The following is a 12724-nucleotide window of genomic DNA, read 5'->3' on the forward strand; positions in this document are numbered from 1 at the left end:
TTAAATGATGCCCATTTCTTTTCCTACTTTTTCATACTTAAGAATTGCTTCATCTAACATTTCTTTCGTATGAGCTGCTGTAGGCATATTACGAACGCGCCCTGTCCCTTTTGCTACAGTTGGGAACACGATAGATTTCGCGTATACACCTTCTTCATTTAGACGTTTACTAAATTCTTGTGTTAATACTTCGTCCCCAATGATACAAGGTGTAATTGGCGTTTCACTTTCCCCAATGTTAAAGCCAAGTTCTTTTAATCCTTGTTTCAAGTAGCGTCCATTTTCCCATAAACGATCGTGTAACTCTGTGCTTTCCATTAAGATTTCAATTGATCTCATACAAGCTGCTGCATCAGCTGGTGTTAATGCTGTAGAGAATAAGAATGGGCGTGAACGAACTTTTAACCAGTCAATTAAGTTTTGTTTCCCTGCTACATACCCACCAATTACCCCAATTGCTTTTGATAATGTACCAATTTGGAAATCAACTTTATCAGAAAGACCGAAGTGCTTTACAGTTCCTGCACCTTTTCCAAGTACACCTGAACCGTGCGCATCATCTACGTATGTCATTAAATCTAACTCTTCTGCAATCTCAACAATTTCTGGTAGTTTTGCAACATCTCCATCCATCGAAAAGACACCATCTGTAATTACCATTAATTTATTGTAAAGACCTGATTCTTTCGCCGCGATTGCTTTTTGGCGTAAATCTTCCATATCAGAATGTTTATAAACAATAATTTTTGCTTTTGATAAACGACTACCGTCAATAATAGATGCATGATTTAATTCGTCTGAAAGAATCGCATCATTTTTATCCATAACAGCTGAAATCGCTGCCATATTACAGTTAAATCCTGATTGATAAGCAATTGCTGCTTCTGTATGTTTAAACTTTGCAATTGTTTCTTCTAACTTAATATGCAAATCTAAAGTACCGTTAATTGTACGAACAGCCCCTGCTCCAACACCGTACTTATGAATAGCACCAATTGCTGCTTCTTGCAAACGGCTATCTGTTGCTAATCCAAGATAGTTGTTTGAAGATAAGTTAATATATTCTTTTCCGCCAATTGTAATGATTGGTCCATTTGAACTCTCAAGCGGATCAATTACGTTATAAAGCCCCTTTGATTTTAAATCCTCTAAATTTTCTTCTAAAAATTTCGCAAGTGTTTTACTAGACATCGTGAAGCCTCCCATCGTTCATGTAAGCGGATTATTGTCTTAATAGTTCTAATAATCCCTCTACTAGCTTAACACGTTTTCAGAATTTATTATAGAAAAATAGTTTAAAGTAACCGCTTACAATTTTAGATTATATATGATTCATTACAATAAATCTATCATTTACTTTTCATATTTGATAGAATTAAAAAAATATTTCGGGAGGTTTCAAACATGGCATTTACAGAATCTGATGTATACAATAACACAGCATTTTTCGAACAATATATGAAACGAAGATATCGAGAAAATAGCCCAAATGAATCCATTGAAAAACCAGTATTCTTTCAGCTCATTGGTCATGTACGAGGAAAACAAATTCTCGATTTAGGCTGTGGTGATGCTAGGTTTGGCGCGGAATTATTAGAAAAGGGTTGCTACTCTTACACCGGCATTGAAGGCTCCGAACTTATGTATAAAAAAGCTAAAAAACAACTAGAAAATAAAAATGGATCTGTTCATTTTTTAAACCTCAAAGATTATACCTACCCCTCTTCCACTTTTGATTTAGTAACATCTAGACTCGCCTTACATTATATTGAACATCTTGATACCATTTTTCAAAATGTATTTCAAACTTTAAAAACAAATGGCACCTTTACCTTTAGCGTTCAACATCCCGTTATTACTTCTTCATTTGAAAGCTTACAAACGAGTGGTAAAAGAACGAGTTGGCTCGTCGATGATTACTTTAAACTAGGCAAACGGGTTGAACCATGGATTGACCAAGAAGTTATTAAATATCATCGTACAACGGAAGATTATTTCACATTATTACAGCAAGCCGGATTTACCATTACATCATTAAAAGAAGCTACACCAAATCCAACCTATTTTCAAGATGAAGAAGAGTATAAACGTCGCTTACGTATTCCTCTCTTCCTCTTATTTTCTTGTACCAAATAAAAAAAAACGATGAATCACTCATCGTTTTTTATCTCATTGCCTGAGCAACTTCTTTAACTACACGTCTTCCTCTTCCGTGCGGGATACAAAGTGGTGTTCCAAACAACGGATCCGTACTAATTTGGCACTCCATTCGGAATACATCACGTACTAGTTTCTCATCTACCACTTCTTCAGGTTTACCTTGTGCATATATTTGTTTATCTTGAATGGCTACAATGTTATCTGCATAGCGGCATGCTAAATTTAGATCATGTAATACCATAACAATTGTTCTTTGTTCTATTTCATTTAATTCGAATAATAAATCTAGCACTTCAATTTGGTGAGTCATATCTAAATATGTAGTAGGCTCATCCAGTAAAATAATATCTGTATCTTGTGCAAGTGTCATTGCGATCCAAGCACGTTGACGTTGTCCACCTGAAAGGGCATGCACATCACGCTCAGCAAATTCTGTCATACCTGTTGCTGCAAGTGCCTTCTGTACCATTTCCTCGTCTTTTTCTGACCATTGCTTCAGCCATGTTTGATATGGATAACGCCCTTGCTTTACAAGTTGTAATACTGTAAGTCCTTCTGGTGCTTGTGGTCCTTGCGGTAAAATCGCCATTTGACGAGCAATTTGCTTCGTTTGCATACTTTGAATTGCTTGATTATCTAACAAAATATCACCATTTGTTGGCTTTAATAATCTGGCTAGTGAACGTAATAAAGTTGATTTCCCGCAACCGTTAGAACCAATAAAAATTGTAATTTCTCCTTTTGGAATTTCTAAGTTCAGCTCATCAATAATAATTGTTTCACCATAAGACAACGTCAAGCGTTTCGTCTCCAATGCTTTTTGCATATTCATCTCCCTTTATGAATTCCGACTTTTATAAAGTAAATAAATGAAATAAGGTGCACCAATTGCTGATGTAAATACCCCTGCTGGAATTTCAAGTGGTGTGAAAATTGTACGCCCTATTAAATCTGCAGCAAGTACTAGAATTGCACCGACAATAGCTGCAACTGGGAGCAATGCACCGTATAAAGAACCAACTAGCCTTCGTGAAATATGAGGTGCCATTAAACCGACAAATCCAATCCCTCCGGCGAAGGCAACTGCTCCCCCAATTAAAGCCGTACTAAGTAATAACATGAATACGCGTGACTTCGTTAAAGGAACACCAAGTCCTACCGCAATATCATCCCCCAGCTCTTGCGCATTTAAATGTCTAGCAGCTATAAATGATATTACCGTTAAAATGAGAACCCACGGTGCAAGTACCATAACATTTTGCCAAGAAGAGCCATAAACGGTACCCGTAATCCATACATTCGCTTGGCTCGCTTGATAAATTGGTGCTAACAACATAAATAATGTTGTCGCCGCCTTCGTTAATGCCCAAAATCCAACACCAATTAAAACGAGAATAATTGGTGATAATCCATCATTTTTCCATGCAAATAAGTATACAAAAACCGCTACAATCGTTGCTCCTGCAAAAGCTGCTAACGGCATATAATGAATGCTTACAGTTAGCGCATTATTTTTATCACTAAATAGCGCTAAAAATAATACAACTGCGACACTTGCCCCGCCCGTAATCCCGATGATATCAGGAGAAGCAAGTGGATTTCGAACGAGCCCTTGTAAAATACAGCCCGCTACTGCAAGCGCAATTCCTACGAGGATAGCAATTAAAATACGTGGCATACGAAACTTATTTACAACCATATTTGACATCGCATCGCCATTTCCAGTAATTGCTTGCCATACGTCATAAGGAGCAATTTTCATGTCCCCCATACCTGCACTCGCAAAGAATAATCCTATTAAAACAACTAGTAAACTTAACAAGACGAGACAAGCTCGTTTATACATTAAAAACGAGAGCTCACCTTTTCCTATACGAAACGGAATATATTTCTTCATTTGCTAAGCCCTCTCTTACGTGCAATATAAATAAAGAATGGAGCTCCAATAAATGCTGTCATAACTCCTACTGGTACTTCTTGTGGCATAATGACATATCTTGCTGCTATATCAGCCAATATTAGTAGTATTGCACCTAACAATCCGCTATAAGGCACTCTCCATCTGTGGTCAACTCCAACAAGAAATCTCGCAAAATGCGGAGTAATAATTCCAATAAATCCAATTGGGCCAGCAACCGCAACTGAACCACCAGACAATAGTACAATAATAAGTAACACGAATGATTTCATTAAAATTGTTCGTTGTCCAAGTCCTTTCGCGACGTCTTCTCCCATCATCAATGTATTTACTTTCCCTGCCATCATAAGAGATGCAATCCATCCTATTAATAAATATGGGAATACAGATTGTAAAATTTCTAACTTTCTCCCTTGCACAGATCCAGCAAGCCAAAATAATACCTCTTCAAGTGCTTTTTCATTTAACACAAGTAATCCTTGTGTTAATGATGAAAATAATGCACTAATTGCGACCCCTGCTAACGTTAACTTAAGAGGAGTAGTCCCTTCTTTTCCTAAAGAACTAGAAGCAAATACAAGTACAGCTGCAACCGCCGCTCCTAAAAAGGCAATCCATGTGAAAGCTGATAATGATGTTACTGAAAAGATTACAATTGCTACAACTATAAAGAACGCAGCACCTGAATTTAATCCAATAAAATCTGGAGAAGCAAGTGGATTCTTAGTTAAAGTTTGCATAAGACAACCAGCAATGGCTAAACTAGCACCAACACTAGCTGCAATTAACGCCCTAGGCAGACGTACATTTTGAATAATAATATGTTCATTGGAACCGTTAAAATGGAAAAAAGCATCCAATGCTAGTTTCCAACTCGTATTTGTATATCCGAAAATAATACTTCCCCAAATACAAATAACGACTGCAATGATTCCAACAAATAATCCAATCCATTTTGCTCGATTTGTTTTTAATAACATGCAGCGTTTCCCCTTCAATGTATAATGATACGTTGTTAGTGTATTTCAACTTAATTCTCATTGTCAACGGAAATGAGAATTATTTTCACCCATATGTATTGACAATCAAAAGATAAAGGCTTAATATCATGCTTGCTATTGAAAAATATTCTCAACATATAGGGGGTACATAATGAATTTCATGCGGAAGAAATCGTTTACAGTATTTGTATTTTTACTAGCATTTTCAATGCTTTTAAGCGCTTGTGGAAAATCAAATAACAAAGAAGAATCTACAAAAGAAGATAATAAAAAAGAAGTGGTTACTGTAGAACATGCAATGGGTAAAACAGAAGTTCCTGCTAATCCAAAACGTGTAGTTATCTTAACAAATGAAGGAACTGAAGCTTTACTTGAATTAGGTGTGAAACCAGTTGGTGCTGTAAAGTCTTGGACTGGTGACCCATGGTATCCACATATTAAGGATAAAATGAAAGATGTAAAAGTTGTTGGTGATGAAGGACAAGTTAACGTTGAAACAATCGCTTCTTTAAAACCAGACTTAATTATCGGTAACAAAATGCGCCACGAAAAAGTGTACGAACAATTAAAAGCAATTGCACCTACTGTGTTCTCAGAAACATTACGTGGTGAATGGAAAGATAACTTCAAATTTTATGCAAAAGCATTAAATAAAGAAAAAGAAGGTCAAAAAGTTGTAGCTGATTACGAATCACGTATGAAAGATTTAAAAGGCAAACTTGGCGATAAAGTAAATCAAGAAATCTCTATGGTTCGTTTCATGCCTGGTGATGTTCGTATTTATCATGGCGATACATTCTCTGGTGTTATTTTAAAAGAACTTGGATTTAAACGTCCTGGAGATCAAAATAAAGATGATTTTGCAGAGCGTAACGTATCTAAAGAGCGTATTTCTGCTATGGATGGTGACGTATTATTCTACTTCACATTCGATAAAGGAAATGAGAAAAAAGGATCTGAACTAGAAAAAGAATATATAAACGATCCTCTATTTAAAAATTTAAATGCAGTAAAAAATGGTAAAGCATACAAAGTGGATGACGTTATTTGGAATACAGCTGGCGGTGTAATTGCTGCTAACCTATTACTAGATGACATCGAAAAACGCTTTGTTAAATAATATTTCCTTAACCAGCTCCCTTCTGTGGAGCTGGTTATTTTTCAATTCACTTAAATGTCACATTATTTCGTTTTGTATTTTTATTCCCAATATGTTATATTGAGAAAGTAAATAGAATATATTTTCTTTATATCAGAATAAATATTTTAATCTAAATTTTCTGATTAATCACTATTTTATTTTCTTTTAGAATTCAATTATTACATTTGAAAACGCTTATCATCTCGTTTTCAGGGCAAAATACAGTAACGGTTGAAGAAAAATAGAACTTTTTTAGAAATTTTCTTTCTATTTCCATATAATTCTATTGACTTCTAAATATTTTGTAAATTAAAATGATTACATAAATATCCGTTATACAGGATTAGGGGGAAACAAAAATGGATGCAGCTTTAAAATTAGACAAAGCTGGAGAGCAACAATCACCAAAAAAACATCCACCAGGGTTGTACTTGTTGTTCTTAACAGAAATGTGGGAAAGATTTAGTTATTATGGAATGCGTGGCCTTTTAGTTCTTTATTTAACAACTGCTGCGGTTAGTGGCGGGTTAGGATTTGATAAGGCATTTGCAGTGCAATTATACGGTTATTTTACAGCAGCAGTATATTTCATGCCAATTCTTGGCGGATGGCTAACTGATCATTACATTACAAGACGTCATGCCATTACTCTCGGCGGAATTATTATGGCAATCGGTAACTTTGTACTATTCTCAATGAACACAAAAACAGGACTTTTCCTTGGATTAATATTATTAGTTATTGGTAATGGATTCTTTAAACCAAATATTTCTACACTGTTAGGTGAATTGTATGATGAAAATGATTCACGTCGTGACAGTGCATTTACTATCTTCTATATGGGTATTAACGTAGGTGCTTTCTTTGCTCCACTTATTTGTGGATTTTTAGCAGAAGACTTCTTTAAAACAAGCGTTGATGGCGTTATGGTTATGGGATATAAATACGGATTCTTAGCAGCTTGTATCGGTATGATTGTTGGGCAAATTGTTTTCAACTTATTAGCTCCTCGCTACCTTGGTAAAGCTGGAACAACAGTTGTCGGTAAAAAATCAAAAAATCAACCTACAATTGAAAAGAAACCTTTAACAAAACAAGAAAAAAATCGCACTTGGGCAATTGTAATTTTAACTTGTTTCGTAGTATTCTTCTGGGCAGGCTTTGAACAAGCTGGTAGTTCTTTAACACTTTATACAGATAAATTTGTTGATCGTACAATTTTCGGATGGGAAGTGCCAACATCTTGGTTCCAATCCGTTAATCCAGCGTTCATCGTACTCCTTGCACCATTCGTATCTATGCTATGGTTAAAACTTTCTAAATCAAAGCGTGGTGATTTAAAAATACCAACAAAAATGGCATTTGGTATGATTTTACTAGGTATAGGTTACCTGGTTTTAACATTAGCGGTTCTAAAAACCGGAAGTAGTGAAGCTGATATAACTGTTAAAGCAAACTTATTATTCATCGTTATCACTTATATGTTCCATACAATTGGAGAACTATTCTTATCACCAATCGGATTATCTATGGTAAGTGCAATTGCACCTGTTAAATTAGCATCATTATTAATGGGTGTATGGTTAGCTGGTTCAGGTATGGCTAACTGGTTAGCTGGTAAACTTGCTTCCTTTACACAATCATTAGGATACCTTGAAGTATTTGCAAGTATCGGGATTATCGTTATCGTCTTAGGATTTGTACTTCTTCTATGCTCTAAAAAAGTTGCAAGTATGATGGAATAACAAAAAGACGCTTCTAAAATTAGAAGCGTCTTTTTTATTATTTCTCCTCTAAAGCTGTCACGTCCACATGAACGCTCTCACCAGGATTAGATACATCATACACTTGAGCACTCCCCTTCTGCTCATCACAGCTCTCAATCCATACTGGTACGCCCTCATATGTAACGTCAATTCTACTTGAAGAAGATAAAATTTGTTTCACACGTTTCACATCCATACTACTGTCCCTCCTTTTGCTTACTACACTCCTTTCTATTTTTTCTTTTCCTTTTAGAATATATTCCGTAAGGCAGCATGTTGATTGATAGTCATTTCTTCCTCACATGCTAATATTTACTCTCTCGCTACCTTTCTGACAAATAAAAAAAGACGTATATTCCATACGTCTTTTTCCATAATATTCAAATTTTAAGAAAATAATGTTTTTACTACCGCACTTACTTTATCATTATGGATTTGATAATACACTTCTAATCCTCGTCTTTCAAAGCGCACTACTTTATTTTGCTTTAACTTCGTTAAATGTTGTGAAACCGTTGATTGCGGAATTTCTAATACTTCCTGTAGTTGTGTTACATTACATGTTCCTCTTTGCATAAGTTCCATTACTAGACGTAGACGAAGTGGGTGAGCTAACGCTCTTAACATTTGTACATCTTCTTCTGAAATACGACATTCGAATTGATTTTGGCTCATAAAGTTCCCCTCATTTTCGTTTTTATTTGCGTTTTTATGTTCTTTTTATTTATTTATATATCTGTTCTTATATTTCCTGTTACGACATAACTTTATCAACCTATAAAGCCGAAAAATTTTTCCATCTTTATCAGCAAAAATTCAGGAAAAAATCCTTGCTGATTTTGAATATTATACTATATGATATAACGAAAAAGCAAAATAATGGCCTACGAATACTTTGCTTGCAAACGTTGTTTTATCAAGCTTTTTGTTATATTTTCACCTCATTGAAACGCACAGTAACGGTATTGTAAAATACCGTCTATAATTGATAACCTATCGTAATGTAGTTGAACTATAATTAACCTCTTTGTTACGCTAAAAGGAATTTTCAGTAAAAAGAGATGATGTGATATTAAAAGTTTGTTTCTAATTTTTTATTCGTATTGCAAGCGGTTGGACTGTTGTGCAAAACTTCCTATTTAAATCCACTCACCAATCCTCCCTCACACTAGATCAAATAGGACAGATAGGTGCATATATTAAACTTTATACTCGATATAAAAGACGGCATCTAATATACACTTATAGGAAACACGCCATCTGAATAAGCAAAATAATATGCAAATAGTTTATACAGCACACTTAAATTCATTTGAGTGTGTTTTTTGTCTACTTTATGAACAAAGCTTTTCTTTTAACACTATTATGGAATAATTATACTTTTTTACGTTGACAATAGTGTTGAAGGAGAATATACTAAGCATGTAAGTTGATTGTGAATAGTTTCACAAATAATGTGAATTTCTTCACATATAATAGATAGGAGTTGTCATTATTATGAGTACTTGGACACAAATTTATGACCCATTAAACAATATTTGGTTATCTGCACTAATCGCAGCACTTCCAATCTTTTGTTTCATCATTTGTTTAATGGGATTCAAAATGAAAAGTTACATGGCTGGTCTTTATAGTGTGATTGTCGCTATTATCCTTGCAATATTTGTTTATAAAATGCCAGCAACAGTAGCTGTAGCATCTGCTGGATTCGGTGTTTTATCTGGATTTTATCCAATTTGTACTATCGTTATCGCCGCAATTTTCCTTTACAAATTAACTGTTAAAACAGAGCAATTCAATATTATTCGCGATAGTATTTCAAGCATTACAAATGATCAACGTTTACAAGTATTATTAATCGCTTATTCTTTCGGTGCTTTCTTAGAAGGTGCAGCTGGTCTAGGGGTTCCAGTTGCTATTACAGCCGCACTACTTGTAGGTATGGGCTTTAATCCATTAAAAGCAGCAGGTATTTGTTTAGTAGCTAATATTGCTGGTGGTGCTATGGGTGCTATGGGTATTCCAGTTACAGTGCCAGCACAATTAACTCAACTTGACGCATTAACTATTGGTCGTCAAACTGTTCTTATTTTACCTTTCATTAGTATTATTTTACCTTTCTTACTTGTTTCAATGGTCGATGGAATTAAAGGTATTAAAGAAACTTGGCAAGGTATTCTTGTAAGTGGTGTTTCTTTCGCTATTACTCAATTCGCTGTGACTTACTTCTTAGGTGCAGAACTTACTAATATTTTCGCAGCAGTTGTAAGTATGATTGCTCTTGCATTATTCTTACGTGTTTGGCAACCAAAATCTTCTACTAAAGAAGAAAAACAAGAAACTAAAGTATCACATACATTCAATCAAATTTTATACGCTTGGTCTCCATTCGTATTCTTAACTGCATTTGTAACAATCTTTAACTTAAAACCGATTAAAGCTTTATTTGCTCCAGATGGTGCGTTAGCAAACTTAGTATTTAACATTCAGTTCCCTGGTCTTCATAATGCTGTTATGAAAACTACACCAATTACAAAAGCTGATACACCTTTCGCAGCTGTTTTCAAATTTGATGTATTCTCTTCTACAACTACTGCGATTGTACTAGCAATTATCGTTTCACTTATCGTTTACCGCGTAAAAGGTAAAATGGTTAAAGAATTAATGATTGAAACAATGAAAGAATTAAAAGCTCCAGTATATACAATTTGTAGCGTTATCGCTTTAGCTTACGTAGAAAACTACTCTGGTATGTCATCTACACTTGGACTTGCATTCTCTTCTACTGGTAATGCATTCCCAGTTCTTTCTCCAATCTTAGGATGGATTGGCGTATTCATTACAGGTTCAGTAGTTTCAAGTGGTTCTTTATTCGCACCACTTCAAGCAGTAACAGCAGACCAGTTAAACATCGTTCCTTCTACACTCGTTGCCTTAAACGTAGTAGGTGGTACAATGGCAAAAATGGTTTCACCACAATCTGTAGCAGTTGCTTGTGCCGCAGTTGGGCTAGTTGGTAAAGAATCTGCTCTATTTAAAACAGCAATGAAATACAGTTTAATCTTCTTAGCTGTTATTAGCTTACTTCAATTAAACGCTGTATTTAATATCTTTTAAAAATAAAACACCGATCCAAGTGGATCGGTGTTTTTCACATTACATTTTTTTATTTTTTAATAAAGAAGCTCCAGCAATTTCAGGGTGAGTCATTTCGAATGGATCTAAAATAATATCCAATTCCTCTTCTGTCAGTACACCATGTTCTAAACATAACTCCCTAACAGATTTCCCTGTTTCAATTGCTTCACGTGCAATACGAGATGCTACTTCATAACCAATATGAGGATTAACTGCTGTAATAATTCCAACACTTTTCTCAACATATTGCTTCAGCAATTCTTCATTTGCCGTAATTCCTTCAATACAATATTCACGGAATACACGGAATCCATTATTCATAATACTAATAGATTGAATTAAATTAAATACAAGCACAGGCTCCATTACGTTTAACTCTAATTGTCCTGCTTCTGATGCTAAGCAAATTGTATGATCGTTTCCGATTACTTGGAATGCGACTTGGTTAATCACTTCTGCCATAACTGGATTTACTTTTCCTGGCATAATCGATGAACCTGGCTGACGTGCTGGCAATTGAATTTCAGCTAACCCAACACGTGGACCAGACGCCATAATACGAAGATCGTTTGCAATTTTAGACATGTTCATCATACATACTTTAAGTGCTGCAGATACTTCTGTGTATGCATCTGTATTTTGCGTTGCATCAACTAAATGCTCTGCACCAACAAGTGGGAATCCACTAAACGTTCTTAAATGTTTTACCACTTGTTCAATATACATAGGATTTGCATTTAATCCTGTACCAACAGCTGTCGCGCCCATATTCACTTCATATAAATGTTGACGAGACTGTTTAATTCTTTTTATATCACGCGCAAGCACTCGGCTATACGCTTCAAATTCTTGTCCAAGGCGAATTGGAACTGCATCTTGTAAATGTGTGCGTCCCATTTTAATAACATGATCAAACTCTTTTGCTTTTTTACGAAAAGCAGAATGAAGTTCTTCCATTGTAATAAGAAGCTTTTCTAACATCATAAGAGTTGCAATATGAATCCCTGTTGGAAACGCATCGTTCGTTGATTGGGCCATGTTCACATGAGTGTTTGGGCTAATTTTCGCATACGCCCCTTTTTCATATCCCATACGTTCTAACGCTCTATTCGCAATTACTTCATTTGTATTCATATTAATAGAAGTTCCGGCTCCACCTTGAATAGGGTCCACGATAAATTGATCATGAAACTTTCCATCAACAATTTCTTGCGCTGCTTCTGCAATTTCATGTCCAATGTCTTTAGCTAAGTAACCAGTATCTATATTCGCAAGCGCCGCCGCTTTTTTCACAATTGCCATTGCTGTAATGAGTGATGGATGAATGCGATATCCTGTAATTGGGAAGTTTTCTACGGCACGTAATGTTTGTACACCATAATAAGCTGCACTTGGTACTTCTTTTTCACCTAAAAAATCTTTTTCTATACGTATATCCTTCGTTGCTATCATTTTTATCACCTATACTTTTTCATTCTAAATCCTTATCCAAAAAATCCGCCCTCTAAAAACACGAGTATCATTCAGAAGAATTTTTCAGTATCCACCTTCACTATATAGCACCTTTTTTGAAAGCGCAAACATTTATTTTTCTGTATAT

11 protein-coding genes are annotated in these 12724 nt (G+C 35.2%); 4 read left to right on the top strand and 7 right to left on the bottom strand.

All coding sequences use genetic code 11. The features are described 5' to 3' along the window. Complete coding sequence (locus DN404_RS05415; RefSeq protein ID WP_000095905.1) at positions 1-1191, bottom strand: glycine C-acetyltransferase; 1191 nt, start codon at positions 1189-1191, stop codon at positions 1-3. Between the two features lie 213 nt (positions 1192-1404). Here DN404_RS05415 and DN404_RS05420 point away from each other — a divergent pair, with 213 nt between their 5' ends. Continuing rightward, a complete protein-coding gene (locus DN404_RS05420) occupies positions 1405-2136 on the top strand; it encodes a class I SAM-dependent DNA methyltransferase (protein WP_149214803.1) in 732 nt (243 codons plus the stop codon). A 28-nt stretch (positions 2137-2164) separates the two neighbouring features. On the opposite strand, the gene DN404_RS05425 is transcribed toward DN404_RS05420, so the two are convergent. The 3 genes from DN404_RS05425 to DN404_RS05435 are packed head-to-tail and all read right to left on the bottom strand — an operon-like array spanning position 2165 to position 5058. Then, positions 2165-2986 carry an ABC transporter ATP-binding protein gene (locus DN404_RS05425; protein WP_033695236.1) on the bottom strand — a complete coding sequence of 274 codons (822 nt, stop codon included), beginning with the start codon at positions 2984-2986 and terminating at the stop codon, positions 2165-2167. 12 nt (positions 2987-2998) lie between these two features. After that, a complete protein-coding gene (locus DN404_RS05430; protein WP_000760056.1) occupies positions 2999-4057 on the bottom strand; it encodes a FecCD family ABC transporter permease in 1059 nt (352 codons plus the stop codon). Continuing rightward, positions 4054-5058: a FecCD family ABC transporter permease gene (locus tag DN404_RS05435; RefSeq protein ID WP_000925232.1), complete on the bottom strand. Its 1005-nt coding sequence runs from the start codon at positions 5056-5058 to the stop codon at positions 4054-4056. Before DN404_RS05435 ends, DN404_RS05430 begins: the two co-directional genes overlap by 4 nt. Positions 5059-5230: 172 nt before the next feature. On the opposite strand from DN404_RS05435, the gene DN404_RS05440 reads away from it, so the two are divergent. Further along, complete coding sequence (locus tag DN404_RS05440; RefSeq protein WP_001010276.1) at positions 5231-6199, top strand: ABC transporter substrate-binding protein; 969 nt, start codon at positions 5231-5233, stop codon at positions 6197-6199. A gap of 380 nt (positions 6200-6579) precedes the next feature. Next, positions 6580-7965, top strand: coding sequence for a peptide MFS transporter (locus DN404_RS05445; RefSeq protein WP_000338327.1), 1386 nt, complete (start codon positions 6580-6582; stop codon positions 7963-7965). A gap of 37 nt (positions 7966-8002) precedes the next feature. On the opposite strand, the gene DN404_RS05450 is transcribed toward DN404_RS05445, so the two are convergent. Together DN404_RS05450 and DN404_RS05455 are read right to left on the bottom strand one after the other, a co-directional pair. Further along, positions 8003-8182, bottom strand: coding sequence for an acid-soluble spore protein H (locus tag DN404_RS05450; RefSeq protein ID WP_000382679.1), 180 nt, complete (start codon positions 8180-8182; stop codon positions 8003-8005). 191 nt (positions 8183-8373) lie between these two features. After that, positions 8374-8661 carry an ArsR/SmtB family transcription factor gene (locus DN404_RS05455; RefSeq protein ID WP_000081428.1) on the bottom strand — a complete coding sequence of 96 codons (288 nt, stop codon included), beginning with the start codon at positions 8659-8661 and terminating at the stop codon, positions 8374-8376. 822 nt (positions 8662-9483) lie between these two features. Here DN404_RS05455 and DN404_RS05460 point away from each other — a divergent pair. Beyond that, positions 9484-11103 (top strand): L-lactate permease, encoded by a 1620-nt coding sequence (locus DN404_RS05460; RefSeq protein WP_000109096.1) that lies wholly within the window; start codon positions 9484-9486, stop codon positions 11101-11103. 39 nt (positions 11104-11142) lie between these two features. On the opposite strand, the gene aspA is transcribed toward DN404_RS05460, so the two are convergent. Beyond that, complete coding sequence (gene aspA, locus DN404_RS05465; protein WP_000562128.1) at positions 11143-12576, bottom strand: aspartate ammonia-lyase; 1434 nt, start codon at positions 12574-12576, stop codon at positions 11143-11145. Positions 12577-12724 lie beyond the last annotated feature (148 nt).

The organism is Bacillus sp. TE8-1, assembly GCF_008368855.1.
Taxonomy (GTDB): domain Bacteria; phylum Bacillota; class Bacilli; order Bacillales; family Bacillaceae_G; genus Bacillus_A; species Bacillus_A cereus.